At 57.2% G+C, this 16,167-nt stretch carries 13 protein-coding genes; 9 read left to right on the top strand and 4 right to left on the bottom strand.

Annotation, left to right across the window (positions count from 1 at the left end; all coding sequences use genetic code 11):
* Nucleotides 1–352 precede the first annotated feature (352 nt).
* From TREAZ_RS12670 to TREAZ_RS12660, 3 genes are read left to right on the top strand one after another with little or no spacing between them, the layout of a single operon-like run.
* Nucleotides 353–2,296, top strand: coding sequence for a hypothetical protein (locus tag TREAZ_RS12670; RefSeq protein ID WP_043923092.1), 1,944 nt, complete (start codon nt 353–355; stop codon nt 2,294–2,296).
* An 11-nt stretch (nt 2,297–2,307) separates the two neighbouring features.
* On the top strand, nt 2,308–3,678 hold the full coding sequence (locus tag TREAZ_RS12665) for a TDE2508 family outer membrane beta-barrel protein (protein WP_015712269.1): 1,371 nt from the start codon (nt 2,308–2,310) through the stop codon (nt 3,676–3,678).
* Nucleotides 3,679–3,693: 15 nt separating this feature from the next.
* Complete coding sequence (locus tag TREAZ_RS12660; protein ID WP_015712268.1) at nt 3,694–5,058, top strand: SPFH domain-containing protein; 1,365 nt, start codon at nt 3,694–3,696, stop codon at nt 5,056–5,058.
* 33 nt (nt 5,059–5,091) lie between these two features.
* Here the strand turns inward: TREAZ_RS12660 and TREAZ_RS12655 are convergent, their stop codons facing one another.
* From TREAZ_RS12655 to TREAZ_RS12640, 4 genes are all read right to left on the bottom strand, one after another.
* Nucleotides 5,092–5,337 (bottom strand): hypothetical protein, encoded by a 246-nt coding sequence (locus TREAZ_RS12655; protein ID WP_015712267.1) that lies wholly within the window; start codon nt 5,335–5,337, stop codon nt 5,092–5,094.
* A gap of 9 nt (nt 5,338–5,346) precedes the next feature.
* Entirely contained in the window at nt 5,347–5,598 is a 252-nt protein-coding gene (locus TREAZ_RS17900; RefSeq protein WP_015712266.1) for a hypothetical protein, read from the bottom strand.
* A gap of 167 nt (nt 5,599–5,765) precedes the next feature.
* Entirely contained in the window at nt 5,766–6,056 is a 291-nt protein-coding gene (locus TREAZ_RS12645) for a PIN domain-containing protein (RefSeq protein WP_015712264.1), read from the bottom strand.
* The gene (locus TREAZ_RS12640) at nt 6,053–6,397 is read right to left on the bottom strand and encodes a hypothetical protein (RefSeq protein WP_015712263.1); all 345 of its coding nucleotides are present in this window, start codon (nt 6,395–6,397) and stop codon (nt 6,053–6,055) included. The genes TREAZ_RS12645 and TREAZ_RS12640 overlap by 4 nt, the downstream gene beginning before the upstream one ends.
* Nucleotides 6,398–6,525: 128 nt before the next feature.
* Between TREAZ_RS12640 and TREAZ_RS12635 the strand changes: the two genes are divergently transcribed.
* From TREAZ_RS12635 to TREAZ_RS17485, 6 genes are all read left to right on the top strand, one after another.
* Complete coding sequence (locus TREAZ_RS12635) at nt 6,526–9,318, top strand: leucine-rich repeat protein (protein ID WP_043923090.1); 2,793 nt, start codon at nt 6,526–6,528, stop codon at nt 9,316–9,318.
* A gap of 15 nt (nt 9,319–9,333) precedes the next feature.
* Nucleotides 9,334–12,618, top strand: coding sequence for a leucine-rich repeat domain-containing protein (locus tag TREAZ_RS17490; protein WP_015712261.1), 3,285 nt, complete (start codon nt 9,334–9,336; stop codon nt 12,616–12,618).
* A gap of 132 nt (nt 12,619–12,750) precedes the next feature.
* Nucleotides 12,751–13,665: a hypothetical protein gene (locus tag TREAZ_RS12625; protein ID WP_148257815.1), complete on the top strand. Its 915-nt coding sequence runs from the start codon at nt 12,751–12,753 to the stop codon at nt 13,663–13,665.
* Nucleotides 13,666–14,760 (top strand): TFIIB-type zinc ribbon-containing protein, encoded by a 1,095-nt coding sequence (locus TREAZ_RS12620; RefSeq protein WP_015712259.1) that lies wholly within the window; start codon nt 13,666–13,668, stop codon nt 14,758–14,760.
* A gap of 9 nt (nt 14,761–14,769) precedes the next feature.
* The gene (locus TREAZ_RS12615; protein WP_015712258.1) at nt 14,770–15,621 is read left to right on the top strand and encodes a TPM domain-containing protein; all 852 of its coding nucleotides are present in this window, start codon (nt 14,770–14,772) and stop codon (nt 15,619–15,621) included.
* A gap of 36 nt (nt 15,622–15,657) precedes the next feature.
* Nucleotides 15,658–16,161, top strand: coding sequence for an EF-Tu/IF-2/RF-3 family GTPase (locus TREAZ_RS17485; protein WP_015712257.1), 504 nt, complete (start codon nt 15,658–15,660; stop codon nt 16,159–16,161).
* Nucleotides 16,162–16,167: the final 6 nt, after the last annotated feature.

Here is a 16,167-nt window from a genome sequence, read left to right as displayed (position 1 = left end):
CGCAGGATCATTACAAGGAGGATTAAGGAAAGCTCAAAGGTGCCTGGCATCATATTCAATGCTGGAAACTCCGGAGGAGTCCACCAGCAGAATTATCACTGCAAATGAAAATACGAGTGGCACACCAAGAACTGGGCCATTTACAGTCATTATTAGCAATGAATCGCTTAACTTGACAGCGAGAGGTTTGGTTGAGACCAGTACTCCAGGCAACTTTTTTACCCAGTTTACGAGTACGGGTACGTATACCATTGCCGCTAACCAACCGGTAGATGGTTAACACCCCAGCGCCCCCTATTTGGGGGCAGCCCTCTCACCGGGGCGGCTGATACAAGCGATATGGAGGAAAGATATGAAACTGATGATGAATAATGCCCCACGGGAGGCAACCGTTTGCAAAGTGGCGCTGGCCGCTGCTTTGGTCGCAATGCTGCTGTTTGCCGCGTGCAGCAATCCCGCAGGCAGCAGGGAAGGAAAGTACGCCGCAGTCGATGATTTTGATCTAAGCGGCCTTTCGATTACCGCGCCGGCACAAGGTGTCGCAGTAAGCTCCCTCCCTGCGATAAGCGGGGACCAATATACAGGCGCCGGGGAATGGGTAAAAGAATCGGGTGCAGCCTATGTGGGCGCCACATTTGACGGTGGTACGGTCTATAAAGCCAAGTACGTCCTGCATACCAAAGGTGACTTTACTTTTACTGGTATAACCGGACCGTTCACCTTTGGTGGGCTTACCGTTGAAATAGCCGCCAACACCGGTAGTACGCTTACTATCCTTATTATCTTTCCGGCAACTACCGGCACAGCCAGTGATCCTGATTCTGATGGTTCTGGCAGTGGCGGCGATGGCAGTACCACGGAAGGAAGTCTGATAAACGCGATTAATCTAGCACCCAATATTGCAACTCCTGTCCTGGGTGGAACGCCGACTACCGCATTTTCTGAAGAAAGGTATGAGGCCTCGGCCATTTTGTGGACTCCTTCCGTGGGCAGTGTCTTTGCGGCATCAACCTCATATCAGGCGGAAGTAACACTTATAGCTAAGGGTACCTATACCTTCAAAAACCCAATAGCCATTACCCATGGCAGTGCAAGCGCGGCTCCGATAACGGTTAGCTATACGAACTCTACTGCAATCAAGGTAACATTAAAGTTCCCCCCTACCGGGAGTACTTCTGCCACGAGTTTTAACCTGGGCCCTTATAACTACCCCAAGGTTGGCTCTACGCCGACAGAGTTGGGGCTGGCAGGCGTAGATGCAAGTTCTCCTGAGTATACCGTAGCAAAGTCGCTCTCGTTAACTTCTGGCGGCGACGCTGTTACTTCGATAGAGTCGGATAAAACATTTTATCTTACCCTTACCTTGACCGCAAAACCGGGCTTTAATTTTAACGGTGTTACTGCATCAAGCATAAGCGCTACCTTTAAGAATTTTACCGATGTACCGAAAGCCTTTACCCGTACTAATTTTTCAAATGACGGGTCCGTGATTAAAGTAACCTTAAGCCATGCGGAGTTCGTATCGGAAAAGAAGGTAACGGATCTAGAGAAACTCATTTCCGGTGGAATTTACGTGTTTGCGGGGTACCCTTTTGGGGGATTTACACAGAATACTTGGTTTGATAATAATGATAGCAATCCCCAATACAGGCGCAAACAGCAGATATCGCCAAACGATAACCCCATTAAGGCGAATACGCAGTATAGTTTTATTGTTGATTATGAAGCCAAACCGGGTTGGACCTTTAGCGGTGTTACTGCGGCAAATATCAAAGGTACGTATTATGACCATGATGGGTCAGAGAAACCGTTAACTGCTTCTGTCAATTCGAATAACGGGACTACGATGAACATAACCTATTCGGCTCCCGGTTCCAAATCGGAAAATTCGGCGTCCGCAGGCATTGATTTAAGTACCGTGTGGCCGCCAAAGCCGACAAAAGACCAGACGTTTTATGGTTATTATACTACTAATTCCAGCAGTGACCATGGCAATTATAATACGTATTTTAGCCCGGGTGTTTCCCTTAAGGTGTGGTATGTTGCAGATTCTGTGAGCGGCCCCTGGACTACAGAAGTTTCCCCAAACAGTGGTCAAAAATTTGTTTCCAATAAGTATTACAAGATTAACGTGGGAATCGCCGGACGGTATCACTTTTATACCCTCTATGACACGACCTTTGGCTTTACCCATAGTAATGCTGCATCTATCACCAATGTTACCGGATCATCAGGTCCAAAAGATCATCAAGGTCAGTACCTGTATATCATAGATATCATATTCAAGATTGATTAAGGAGTATCATCATGAACATCAAGAAAATCGTAGTAGTGCTGGCGGCAGGCCTTGCCTTGTCTACAGCGGCCTTCGCCCAATCGAACCCCCACTCGTTTGTCAGCGACAATACCTGGGGGCTCTTTGTAACCGATGTGGACAATTACATGAGCGTCAACGACTGGGGCAAGCTCCAGTTTGAAAAGGCCTTTGGCTACTTCCAGGCGGGGAACAATTACCAGGGCCCTGCCAATGATGCGGCCGATAATGCCTTGGGCGTCTCCGGCGGCTTTTCCCGTTATATAGGCAAGACCTATTTCGGTTTTTACTTTAACGGTAACTTCTGGGACGGAACCGCCATTGGCATAGAAAACGATGGCGACCGCCTGGATGTTCCCCCCGGAGCCGATCCGCTCGATCCCACAAACCCCAATGCGGGAAGCGAAAGCGACACCGGTATAACCCTCAACAGCGATATTGCGATGCTCTTTAGCGCCGGGGGCGCCGGCGCCTTTAAGGTGCAGCTCGCACTGTTGCAATTACACATAAACAAAGATGTAGACGACGCCGGTAATGCTACTTACAACACCAACGATGGGAATTTTGCCCTTGCCGTGAGTTGGGGCAATAACTTCCCTCTTAGCAGCGGGGCGATTTTTAAACCCACTGCCCGCATCGGCTTTAACTGGGATATAGGCAAAAACCAGACCGACAATAACTCAGGCGTTAGCATAGTACGCCCCACCACCGACGATGGGCACCACGAGTTCCAGCTTGGCTTGGGCGCAGCCTATGTGCTGGCCCCCAGGGGAGTTGAGACCCGCTGGTGGTCTTTCGGCTGGCAGCTCCGTGTCTTCTTTTGGCCAGACCCCTATACCCAGACCGCAGTTGCAAGCGGCAAAGATATTACCACAAGCTATGACGGCTCCCATGTCATCAACACCTTTAACGTAAGCTACCAGCGCACCTGGGACTTTAACGAACGCTGGTCTGCCGGTTATGGCATAGGCGGCGATATCACGCTGGAGAATTGGTCAGCGACAAAGGACGATTCCAACCTTTCTCTCGCCTTGTCTCCCCACGCCACCGCTGCCCTTATCTACAGCTTTGCGAGCAAGCCCTTTAGCCTGAACAGCGGGGTAGACCTCCGGGCCTGGAACGGATCTTTCTATAAACTTACCAGCAGCGACAACGGCGCAAGCCCTGCCACGGTTACTACCACCAACAGCTTTGGCGCCCTGAACCTCACCCTAAGCCTGGGGGGCACTTTAAAGCCCACCAGGAATTTTAGCCTGGACTTTGACCTGGACATTCCGGTGATCAACAACGCGCTGGAATTCAATTTAGATTTCCAGAAAAGCCCATGGATCACCATTGGCATTATCGCTACTGTGAAAAAGTAAGAAGGAGAAACAATCATGGGACTTATTAAAGCAGCATTAGGCGCCGTGGGCGGCGCGTTTGCGGATCAGTGGCTGGAATACTTTGTGTGCGACAGCATGGAGGCCGATGTTCTGGCGATGAAAGGCCAGAAGAAGGCAGGCAAGAGGTCGAGCAATACCAAGGGCGAAGAAGACGTAATTTCCAACGGCTCCGGCATCGTGGTGAACAAGGGGCAGGCGGCCATCATCATTGCCGACGGCAAAGTAGCCGACATCTGCGCGGAAGAGGGCACTTACACCTTCGAAGCGGGCACTGAGCCCAGCGTGTTTGCAGGGGGCCTTGGCGCAGGCTTAAAAGGAATGCTTGCCAGCATGGGCGACCGCATTAAGCACGGCGGAATACCCGCCAAGCAGCACCGCATTTACTATTTTAACACAAAAGAAATTATCGGCAACAAATACGGCACCCCGTCCCCTATCCCCTATAAGGTAGTAGACCCGGACATCAATTTGAAGCTCCTTATTTCGTTGCGCTGCAATGGAGAATACTCCTACCGCATTATCAACCCTGCGGCGTTCTACGGCTTTTGCGGCAACGTTGCCGACACCTTTACCCGCGAAAAAATCGACAGCCAGCTTAAGAGCGAGATTATCACCAACCTGGCGCCTGCTTTTGCCAAACTTGGCGCGGGCCTTGAATACCAGGAGCTGCCTGCCCACAACCTTGAACTGGCCAAAATCCTCAATGAACAGCTTTCGTCAGAGTGGCGCGACATTCGCGGCATCGAGATAGTCAAGTTCGGCATCAGCGCCCTTAACGCCCTGCCCGAAGACGAGGCCCGCATAAAGCAGCTCCAGACAGCGGCAGTTATGCGCGACCCCACCATGGCAGCGGCAACATTGGTAAACGCCCAAAGCGACGCCATGCGCTCTGCCGCGTCCAACCCCAACGGCGCAGGCATGGCCTTTATGGGTATGGGCATGGCAGCCAACGCCGGGGGCATGAACGCCCAAAGCCTCTATGGATTAGGCGCGCAAAACGGCCCAGGCCAGCCGGGCCAAGGCCCTCAGGGCGGAAGCCCTGGCCCTGGCCCCGGCCCCGCGCCAGCAGGAGGAGCAGGCACCGCAGGCTGGACATGCAGCTGCGGCCACGCAGGCAACACCGGCAAGTTCTGCGCCGACTGCGGCAAGACCAAGCCCGACTCGAACGCAGGCTGGAAGTGCGAATGCGGCACCGTAAACGGCGGCAAGTTCTGCGCCAACTGCGGCAAATCCAAACCCCAGGGCCAGCCCCTCTACCGCTGCGACAAATGCGGATGGGAACCGCCGGACCCAAAGAATGTGCCCAAGTTCTGCCCCGAATGCGGCGACGTCTTCGACGAGAACGACATCAAAAAATAAGGAAGGATGATGAATCGAACCGAAGGTTTGCAGTTATGCAGAGGCGGCGATTTTTTCGCGGACCAGCTCGCCTATGATCTCGGTGGGGGTTTTGTGGGTCTTTTCCGCCATGGCGCGCACCCACTGGACCGTCAAGGCATCCACGATGATAGTTTGGGCCTCACGCAAGCGGGCTCGGTCGGTGAAGAAGCCGCCGGGCTTACCCGAAAGTTTGGGGGTGGTCTTGGTCAAAAGTTCGTCCAGGGCGTCATATTCTTCGTCGGTCATATCATCAGCCATAGTATCCTCCTAAATGTTGGCAAGCTCGCGCCATGCGGGGCGGCATGGCATGGCATGGAACACACGAATAGTGTTCTCACTAATACGATTATACAGTATTTCAAGCAGATTTGCATTGCCGTCAAAGCCCAGCAACAAGTATTTATTGGAAAAATCCTCCATGAGATCTTCGTATTGGGGGTGGTCTACCGCCTGGTAGATGGCTTCTTTGGTAACGCCGTGCTTGAACGCAGATGGTACGAAGGTGATTGCCTCATCCATGGTTCTAGTTTACTGCAAAAGATGAATTTGAGCAATGAAAAAGGCATCGCAGTTTTAGGGGCGGAGTGGGCAAAAGGTTATTTTTTAGGTTTGGCGGACGCCCAATGAATGCACGCGAACCAGTGAGCGTGTTATTTGAATTACGGCAGCATGGCGTAAGGCCCAGTTTAGGCTGCTATTTCGGAGAAGGCCGAAGGGCCGCACCAGAGAAAGGAGTTAGATTCGTGCTGTTCAACCGGTTCAAGTTCTGCATGGTCGCTGGTAACAAAGGCGGCGCCCCGTTCTTTGGCGGCAGCCAGGCCCAGGGCATCTGCATGGGACATCCTATGGCGGGATTTCAAACCTGCCGCCTCTCTGGCGGTGGCGCGGCGCAGCAGGTCGCGGACAATTTCAAACCCCGGCTCCTTCTTGACCACGGTTATCAAGGCGCAGGCGTCGAGGCAGTACGCAGGGATCATACGAAATCCTCAAGCCCCAGTTCTTCGGGGGTAACGCCGCGGCGTACCGCTTTTTCAAGAGCCTCCGGCGAAATTTTGCCGAAAAGTTTCGCTTCTTCCCGCAAAAGGTCGCGGGCGCGTTCTTTGAAGAGTTCTTCCGAGGAGAATTTGGAGTCCTTGAACATACCTCGCATTGCGTGCCAGGGGTACTTTTCAAGGTCTGTTTTGGCTTCTTCCGCTGCCGCAGGCTTGGCACGGGCGGGGGTAAAGGTAAGCACCACCGGCCCTGCGGGGATTTCTGCCGGTACGTCCACCATAAGCCGATGGCTGGCGGGGACTTCGACGGTTTGCTCTATGGTCATGGGGAACCTCCAATCCCTTTAAGTTTACCGCAAAACATACGTTTTGCCAATGTTTTACCCCCGCCGGTATTGGCAGGGCTTAAGAGAGCATCTTTGCCGGCGGGCATACTACGCAAAGGAACAGAACGATGAAACGTACAAACAAACTGATTCCGGCGATGGTCGGCGCCCTGGCGGCGCTTGCCTTAATCTTCGCCGGTTGCGGCGGCAACAGCCCCTCTGACCCGCCTCTGGCGCCCGACGCGGCGACCCCCACCGCAAGCCCCAATGGCGGCGCCTTCTTTAGCCTGCCGGAGGTAACCCTTGCAAGCACAACCGCCGGGGCAGCCATTTACTACACCACCGACGGCACTGACCCGGCAGCCGCCGCAGAGGGAACGACCATGCTCTACGCCGCGCCCTTTACCCTGCCTAATTGGGGCGTGGTAAAAGCCATCGCCGTCAAAAGCGGCTACAACAAGAGCGGCGTATTGACTACCGCGGCCTACACCCAAGACACCAGCGCTGCCTCCCGCACCCCCGCCGCCGACATCGCCAGCCGCCCGCTGCCCGCAGTGGACAGCGCGAGCCTGGCCTTCCCCCTTAGCGGGGCGGCCTATGATGCGGGCGCAGTCTGGGCGGTGTACGACACCGTCTACGGCACAGCCGCATCCACCAGGGCCACCGTGGCCTATGGCGTTGGCGGCAACACCGTAACCCTGACCAAGATAGGGGCGGACGCCCTTCCAAGCGGCCCCTACTACGTGGCTGTTGCCGAAAGCGGCAAAGCCGAAAGCGCCCGCCTTACCCTGACGGTAAGCCCCTATGTGCCTCCGGAAGGCACCCCCCTGCCGGTCATCTCCGGCAGCACCACCGTGGCCAAGACCAGCGCGGACCAGACCAGCGTTACCTTTACCCTGGGCAACAGCGACGACTTTGTCGCATCCGGCGGCGAGGGCGCCACCATCTGGAAGAGGTATAGCGCCGCAACCGGCGGATCGGGTTCGGTCAACGGCGCCCTTGCGGGCGATGTCCTGACCCTGAGCAACATAGGCTCCATAACCAGCGCCACCACCTACTACCTTACCGCCACCAACAGCGGCAAGGCCGAAAGCGCCCCCCGGGTCGCGGTGACCGTGACCCCCTTCATAAACGCCACCACCACCAGCCGGAGGCCCACCGTGGCGAACGACGCCGCCCTGACCCTGGTCAAGTCCAACACCGCGGACACCAGCATAACCGTTACCCTGACCAACGAACCGGCCTTTGCCAACTATAACGACACCGACGCCACCGTAAAAACCACCTGGGTAGTGGGGCACCCGGCCATAAGCGTCTGGAGCGGCAGCGAAGGCCGCCCGCAGGGGGGCATAAGCGCCACCAACGCGGGCAACATCCTTACCCTGACCCGCGACAATGGCAAACCCCTGGAAGGCGGCGCCTATCAGGTAATGGTGAAGGAGGGCGACAAAGCCTGGGGCGGCAGCGCCAGCATCATCACCTTTACCGTGGCGAACCCCGGCGGGGGCAACCTGGACGGCGGCGTGGGCTACACCCTCACCGGCACGGACGACAATAAGACCCTGGCCATCACCTATGCCGGCGAAGGGGCTTCGGAAATACTCGACTATACCTACGATAGCCCCGCGCCTTGGTACGCCGAGCGGGCCAACATTAAAACGATAACTGTGGGAGCAGGCATTACCCAGATAGGCGCCTACGCCTTTTACGGGACCACCGCCACCAGCGTCAGCCTCCCCGCGTTCCTTACCACCATTAAGAACTACGCCTTTGGCGGAATGCCTAATCTCACCACCATAACCATCCCCGCCACCGCCACCCTGAACTGGAGCGGCCAGAACGGGCCCACAAGCATCTTTGGCAACGCCATGACCGCCATCAACGTGGAAGCGGGTAACCCCAGCTACACCAACAACGGCGGCGACGGCGTGCTTTACAACAAGGAAGGCACGGAACTCCTCGCCTTCCCCAAGGGCAAAACCGGCAGCTTTACCATACCCAGCGGGGTACGCACCCTGAATTCCGACGCCTTTGAATACGGCAGCCTTTCCGGCCTGGACATCCCCGCCACGGTAATCAGCTGTGGGGCGAACTTCTTCTACGGCGCTACCGCCACCGACATCGAGCTGACGGTGCACTGGACTACCGCCGCCGCCATACCCACCACCGGCCCGAGAAGCAATGGCAAGACCACCCTCCACGTCCCCTACGGCACTACCGCCCTCTATGCGGCGGTTTCCGCCTGGACGGGCTTTAAGGAGGTGGTGGAGCGGGCCCTCGACACCCGCACCCCCGCCATCACCGTGGCAAGTGCCACCGTGGATAGGACCGACGCCAAAAGCGCGGTCTTCACCCTAACCGGGGCGGCGGCTTCCTTTACGGACGTCACCTGGAAGCTCTACACCACCGCAACAGGCAGCGGACAACCCAACGGCGTCAGCGCCGTCAAGAGCAGCAGTACCCTCACCCTGCGCCACGACACCGACCTGCCTTCCTCCGTCGCCGGAACCCACTACTGGGTTAGCGCCCGGGAAACCGGCAAGGACGAAAGCCCCCGGGTGGAGCTTGTCGTACAGGTACCCTCCGCAGCCGTCTCCTTCCTCGTCACCTACTGGACCAGCCCGGCGGATAGCCTGGTAACCAGCGCGGCGGATACCCCCGTAACCATCAGCAGGAACGGCTTGGGCGGCCTGCACAAGACCGTAACGATCACGGCGTTAGGGACAGCGGCGGACTACAACTATCGGTGGTTCAGCATTAACGGCGGCGATTGGGAATACGGCAATACGGACGGCGAACAGTCCTATATTTTCAACAGCGCCGGGAAAGGCAATGGGAACTACAACCTGGAAGTCCGGGTGCAGCGGAAAGATGATGGCAAATGGTATAGCGGGGTCGTCAAGATCACCGTGACAAACTAGGAGAAGGAATACAGCATGAACAATACAATGAAAAAGGTGTCAGGCACCATTTTAGCAGTGATACTCTTTCTGACGGGGTGCTCGAATATCCTGAGCCCCGCGCCGGATGCGGGCCTGAGCCCGGCGGGCACGCCGGGAACCGGGGACCAGGGGTCCCTCGTCCGGGTGCAGGTCGCCCTGTTCCTGGGCAACGGCGAGGGGACCGGCGAACCGGTCCCCCTGAACCAGGCCGCCCGCGGCACCCTGGCTTCCCCGTCCGCCGCGGCTGCGCGGACCATATACCCGGAGCACTTCCCCGCGGACAGCGCCGATGCGGCCACCCTGTTTCCCGGGGGGCTGAATTATTATATCCAAACCGTTAATGAGGCTGACGTAACAACAAATAGTACAGCCCAGACTCCGGTGGATGACGCCTTTCTTCTGGAACTGGGGCTCAGATACCGGATCTCGGTGTACGCCTACATAGGCGCCCCGGGAGGTTTTAGCGAAAGTAACCGTGTGGCAAACGGCGTAAGCGCGATATTTACGGTAAGCGAAAGCACCCCTGAGGTGCCGCTTATCCTGGCCCCGATAGTAAACGCAGGCAGTGGCTTCTACACCTATAGCATTAGCTACCCTGAGGGGGTGACGGCCCAGGTCTACTTAACCTCGGCAGGAAACTATTACCTTGGCGACCCCTTGAGCAACGGCACGGCAAGCACCGTAGATGGCGTAACCACCTATGCCCTGACCACAGAGACCTCGACCCCCAGCACCTACTACCTCTTTACCGTCCGCCTTACCAAAGGTGACAAAACCGCCGGCCGCAGCGAGATAGTGTGGATTGCCCGGAACCTGAACACCCACATTGGCGGGGATGACTGGGTCTTTACCGACGACGACTTTACCCAGCCCCTGACGGCGGACCCGGTGTTTGTCAACGCCGCCAAACCCTATAGCAGCAGCGCGACAAGCTATGAATTTACCCTAAGCAACACCGTGGACTGGGCTGGCGCCAGCAACTACCCCGATGGCACGGTGTGGAAGGTCTATGCCGCCGCGGCCGGCAGCACCCTGGCAACGGGGGTTACCGCGGAGCGCCCCAGCATTTATTATCCCACCTTCAACCTGAACGGGGTGGACGCCGACGACGACGGAAACCCGGACGCGATTCCCGGCGGGGACTACTGGGTGAGCGCCACCCGGCCCGGCGCTGTCGAAAGCGCGCGGACCAAGCTGGCCATCCAAGTGGCGGCGGCGGGCCTGGCCGACACGCTGGCGGGCCTTATTCAAACAGCCATTCTCGACGGGACCCACACCGGCAACTACACCGACCCCCTGGAAATCGCCCTTACCGGCTACGATATTTCGAATATAGCCAACTGGCAGATCCTGCTTCCGGTTATCGCTGACAAGGGCAAGTACCTGAACCTGGACCTGAGCGGCTGCACCGGGACGTTTATCCCCGGCGTCGGCGTCCTGGACGTGGGCGGCAAGGGCTATATTACCGGCATTAAACTGCCCATCGAGGTGACCAGCCTGGCGGCCTACGCCTTTTATAGCTTCTCCGAGTTTCCGGCCATCGACCTTTCGCACATCACCAGCCTGGGGAACTACGCCCTGGCCTACACGTACCACCTTGCCACGATTACCATAGACCGGGCGGACCCGACGGCGTTTACCAGCATTGCCGCCAACGCGTTCGACGGCCGCACCACCCAGACCATCACCCTCTTTGTGCCGCTGGCAAGCGTGGCCGCCTGCCGGGCCGACTCGGTGTGGGGGAACTTTAACGTTACCGCCAAGGGAACCCCCCCCGGCCTGGGCGGCCTGGTGACCCTGAGCGGCCTGGCCATGACGGGCCAGCCCCTGACCGCCGCCGCCATCCTTTCCGGGAGCGGGGACATCACCTTTAAGTGGTACCGCGACACCACAAGCGGCACGCTCCTCCAGGAGCACACCGTCAGCGCCACATCGGACAGCTACACCCTGGCGGATGCCGACGCAGACCATACCATCGTGGTGGTGGTAAGCCGGGCGGACCTGAGCGGCACGGTGCAAAGCGCACCCAGCGCCGTAGTTACAGACACGGTGCAGCTTGGGGACACCGCCACCTACTGGAAGCTCACGGGCGAAGGCGACGACCTGACCCTGGTGATTAGCGGCTCCGGACCCATGCCCGCCACCGGCATGAACGGGAGCGCCGCCCCCTGGTACAGCTCTGCAAGCAAGATTAAACACCTCACCATTGCCGAGGGGATTACCACCATCGGCCCCTATGCGTTTTGCCAGAGCCACCGCATCAACACCGCCATCGTCATTCCCGATACGGTTACCAGCATTGGGGATAGTGCCTTTGGCTACAGTGACTACCTACCCGGCATTACCCTTGGGGCGGGGGTGGTAACTATCGGGATCGAAGCGTTTTACGGCGTTCACCTTACGACGATAGACCTCCCGGCCAGCGTGACCAGTATCGGGGCCAATGCCTTTGGCGGCTCCGCCCTTACCACCTTTACGGTGGCGCCGGGTTCCCCCTTCGAGGTGACCCCCTACGGCTTTGTCATCAAGACCGAAACCGGGGACATCATCGCTATCCTGTCCTCGGCGATTGATGCGGTCGGCGTCCTTGACCTCCGCGCCACGAGCCTCACGGCTATCCCGGCCGCCGCCTTTATTAACAATGCCACCCTGACCACGGTGCTGCTCCCGGCCGGCGTTACCAGTATTGGGAACCGCGCCTTTATGAACGCGAGCAGCCTGACCACCGTGTCCGCGCCGGGGGTTAGCTCCGTGGGGAGCAATGCCTTCGCCTACACGGCGATTACGTCGATAACCCAGGGCGCCGGTACGCCGGCCGACGGGGAGGCCCAGTTCCCGGCCCTGCGGAATGTGGGGGGCGAGGCCTTCCGTTACATGCAGCAGCTTGCCACGGTGAGCCTGCCGGCGGTGAAGACCCTGACCTTCTACAGCCAGTTCAATTACAGCACCATGACCAGCGTGGACCTTTCGGGGCTGGTACGCTATAGTACGCAGAACTTCGAGTTCTGCCCCGCCCTCACGGACCTGTACCTGGGGGCCACCCCGCCCACCTCGGCCAACGCCGGCACCGGCAACGAGAATTTCTATCTCGACCTGTTTGATCTGGTGTCCGGTTATTCGAACCACTCGGACATCACAATCCACGTGCCCGCAGGCAGCCTGCCCGCCTATGCGGCGAAGAACTGGCCCGGCGCAGACGGGACGCTGGCGACCATCACCAGCGGTACCAGCAACTCCATAGACGCGACGTTCACCTTTGTGGATGATGTCGCGCCATAACTAAAAAGCATAATTTGCCGCCCTGGTTTCTTCCGGCGGCAGAGTATACCCGCCCCTCGTGGGGCTCCCAAAAGTGTCCCGGGGTTTTAGGGGCGGAGCCCTAGGAGCCTCCGGCTCCTTTGGGAGTGGGGGGTGGGCCGTAACATCGTGCGGCCCAGGGGGGCGACTGCCCCCCATATTACTATTACTACGAAAGGAGTTTATATGAGCATTTTAGGCGATTGGGACAGCGGGATGATGCAGGCGAAGATTACGAAGACGGAGTTCACCATGTCGATGGAGGGCCAGATAGTGATGCAGGCGGCGTACAAGGTGCGCGACAACGCGCTGGTGCTGGCTACAGACGGGGAGACCCAGGAGATGGGCTTCCGCCTGGAGGGGGGCAACCTGCTGCTGGATATGAGCGGCGAGGTGATGACCTTCTACCCGCTGGGCAAGGCGCCCAGCGCGGAGGCGATGGCGGATGCGGCGTTCCAGCAGGGGGAGATTGGCCAGGCCTGGAATGCGGCGGAACTGGTGGCGGCGGATGCGAAGGGGGGCGACGCGGGGCTGGGCGCAGGCAGTTTTGCGGCGGGGGCGGATGTCGCTGCGGCGTCCTTTAACGGCCTGGGCGTCACGTACCCCAGCGCGGCGGAACCGATTAACCTGGGGGACACCGCCATGATAACCAACGGGATTGAGCTTTCCCTGGAGAAGGGCGCAGGTTACCTGGGGGAGGCGCGGTTTACCTTTGCGGCGGCGGCGGGCCCCTTTGAGAGTTTCCTGGACGACCACAAGCTGGAGCGGGAATTCTGGAGTGTCTATTCCCCGGACGACAGCGGCTTTGGCATTTACCGCACTACCTGGCAGGGACACCCGGCCTTTGTTGCCTCAAGCGACACAAAGGAAAGCTACGGCAACTTTGCCAAGGTGCTGCTGGTGGCGGATACCGAAGACGGCAACGTGCTTAAGGTGCAGCTATTGGGCCGGGGGCCCAAGGCGCAGGAAGTGCTGGCCGACAAAACCATGCTGGCTATCTTTAACTCTTTAAAGCTGGAGGGGAAATAAATGGCAATAAGCGAATACAAATGCCCTAACTGTTCCGGGGCAGTAACCTTTAATTCAGGTACTCAAAAGATGAAGTGCCCCTTCTGCGATGCGGAGTTTGAAGTCGCCGCCTTGCAGGAGTACCAAAAAGAAATCGCCGCCCCCAAGGGCGATAAGTTCGGCTGGGAAAAGTACGGAGCCGATGGCGGCGGCAGTTTTAATGCCGGGGAGCTCGACGCCCTGCAAGAGAGTTCGTGCCCTTCCTGCGGCGCAGAAATTATCGGCGATAAAAACACCGTCGCTACCGTGTGCCCCTACTGCGGCAACACCCAGATAGTGCAGGAACGGGCAAAAGCCATGCTTAAGCCCGACTATGTTATCCCCTTTAAGCTGGATAAAAATGCCGCCAAGGCAGCCCTCGAAAAGTTTTACAAGAAAAAGCGGCTCCTCCCCAAATTGTTCACCGCCGAAAACCGCATCGACAGCATTCAGGGTATTTACGTACCTTTCTGGCTTTTCGACGCCAACACCAATGCGCAGATACGCTACAAGGCGACCAAGATAAAAAGCTGGTCCGATTCTGACTATAACTACACCCAGACCAGTTTTTATAACTGTGTGCGGAACGGAGCGCTGGCGTTCAAAAACGTGCCCGTAGACGGTTCGGAAAAGATGGACGACGAGTACATGGACGCTATCGAACCTTTCGACTATTCCCAAATGGTCGAGTTTGCCACCCCCTACCTTTCAGGCTACCTTGCAGAGCGCTACGATGTTGACGCAGAAAAAAGCAAGCCCCGCGCCAACGAGCGCATCAAAACCACGGTGGAAGCGGAATTTGCCAAAACCGTGAAAGGTTACACCTCCGTAAAGGTGGAAAGCTCCAATGTGCAGGCTGAAAAAGGCGAAGTGCACTACGCCCTCTTCCCCGTGTGGATGCTCAACACCAAGTACCAGGGAGAGGTGTACACCTTTGCCATGAACGGACAAACCGGCAAGCTCATTGGCCGCCTCCCGGTGGATAAGGGTTTGGCGTGGCTATGGCGCTTTAAGATAGCCGCCATCCCCGGCGTCCTTTTAACCGCCCTTTTTATTATTTTACGGAATGTTTTATAGGAGCATGGCATGAGAACAATCAAACTAAGCGTATTACTGTTACTATCAACACTGCTCGCTGCCGCCACCCTCTTTGCTGAAGACCGCGTTCTTGACCTTGCCGGTCTTTTAAGCGACGCCCAAGTACAGGAGCTGGAAAGGCGTATTGAAACTATTGCCGCCCAGTACAACTTCGACATTGTCATTGTAACCGAAGAATATATCGGCAATACAGACATTAACGATTCAGCTATTTACGTTTTCGATGACGACGATGACGATTCAGATCCCTATGTTTCCGTTGACGCCTATGCGGATGACCTTTTCGATTATTCGGGCTATGGCTTGGGCGAAGGCAAAGACGGCGTCTTGCTGCTCCAGGTTACCGAAACCCGCGATTATGCTTTTACCGTCCATGGCAAAGGCCCTATGGGGGGCGAAACGGTCTTTACCGACTGGGCCCAGGAACTTGCAGAAAAACATTTAGTAGAAAAACTAAAAGCCGACGACTACTACGGCGCATATATGGGCTTTATCGACGATACCGCTAAATACCTTGCTGTCCGCGCCAGCGGCAGGCACTTTACCCGTTTTTACACAGGCGCGTTGAGTTTTTCGCTTATCGCCTGGATAGTATCCTTCATTGTTGCCTTTTTAGTGGTCAGCATTTGGAAGCGTGGCATGAATACCGCCAAAAGCTCAGGCCAAGCCGCCCCTTACATCGTTTCCGGCAGCCTCCAATTTGTCGAAAGTTCTGACAAGTTCCTCTTCAGCACCGTAACCAAAACCGCCAGGCCTAAAGATACCGGCTCGTCCTCGTCCGGCAGGTCTCGTACCAGCTCTTCCGGTCGAAGCCACAGCGGCAGGAGCGGGAAGTATTAGGCAGCAGGGCCAGCAGCCCACCAAAGGAGAAATAGCATGGGATTATTCGGAAAGAAGAAAGCGCCGGACAAAGGAAATGCCGCCGCCGTGAATGCCAAGGCTGCGCCATCCTCTGCTGTCAGGGCACAGGGGGACTTCCCCAACACACTCACGGTGGACGATGTGTATAGCATCACCGGGCGCGGCTGCGTGGTAACCGGGCAGATCAGCGCAGGCCTCTTTACCACTGGCGACCAGGTCAATATCCTCCGTGTCAACGGCAGCACCGCCGCTGCCGAGATTGGCGGTATCGAGTCTCCCCGCAAGAGGGTAAACGCCGCGTACAAAGGCGACTCTGTCGGTATCTTGCTTATGGATATTACCAAAAGCGACATTGGCCCAGGGGATCTTATCTACCGCAGTGAAGCGCCTGCGGCGCAAGAAGCGGCGGCAGAACAGAAGCGGATATGCACTTCCTGCGGCGCGGTGGTGGCGCTGGTTCCTGGTAAACAGGGTGTCTGCGAATTTTGCGGTACACCCGTTGTTGAAGGGGAACTTTAAGGAGAA

This window comes from Leadbettera azotonutricia ZAS-9 (genome assembly GCF_000214355.1).
GTDB classification, from domain to species: domain Bacteria; phylum Spirochaetota; class Spirochaetia; order Treponematales; family Breznakiellaceae; genus Leadbettera; species Leadbettera azotonutricia.
This window is presented reverse-complemented; position numbering and strand designations above follow the sequence as displayed.

Bases quoted from the DNA above. Each gene is read 5' to 3' on its own strand.
- TREAZ_RS12670 (WP_043923092.1), top strand. From the start codon at position 353: ATGAAACTGATGATGAATAATGCCCCACGGGAGGCAACCGTTTGCAAA.
- TREAZ_RS12665 (WP_015712269.1), top strand. From the start codon at position 2,308: ATGAACATCAAGAAAATCGTAGTAGTGCTGGCGGCAGGCCTTGCCTTG.
- TREAZ_RS12660 (WP_015712268.1), top strand. From the start codon at position 3,694: ATGGGACTTATTAAAGCAGCATTAGGCGCCGTGGGCGGCGCGTTTGCG.
- TREAZ_RS12655 (WP_015712267.1), bottom strand. From the start codon at position 5,337: ATGGCTGATGATATGACCGACGAAGAATATGACGCCCTGGACGAACTT.
- TREAZ_RS17900 (WP_015712266.1), bottom strand. From the start codon at position 5,598: ATGGATGAGGCAATCACCTTCGTACCATCTGCGTTCAAGCACGGCGTT.
- TREAZ_RS12645 (WP_015712264.1), bottom strand. From the start codon at position 6,056: ATGATCCCTGCGTACTGCCTCGACGCCTGCGCCTTGATAACCGTGGTC.
- TREAZ_RS12640 (WP_015712263.1), bottom strand. From the start codon at position 6,397: ATGACCATAGAGCAAACCGTCGAAGTCCCCGCCAGCCATCGGCTTATG.
- TREAZ_RS12635 (WP_043923090.1), top strand. From the start codon at position 6,526: ATGAAACGTACAAACAAACTGATTCCGGCGATGGTCGGCGCCCTGGCG.
- TREAZ_RS17490 (WP_015712261.1), top strand. From the start codon at position 9,334: ATGAACAATACAATGAAAAAGGTGTCAGGCACCATTTTAGCAGTGATA.
- TREAZ_RS12620 (WP_015712259.1), top strand. From the start codon at position 13,666: ATGGCAATAAGCGAATACAAATGCCCTAACTGTTCCGGGGCAGTAACC.
- TREAZ_RS12615 (WP_015712258.1), top strand. From the start codon at position 14,770: ATGAGAACAATCAAACTAAGCGTATTACTGTTACTATCAACACTGCTC.
- TREAZ_RS17485 (WP_015712257.1), top strand. From the start codon at position 15,658: ATGGGATTATTCGGAAAGAAGAAAGCGCCGGACAAAGGAAATGCCGCC.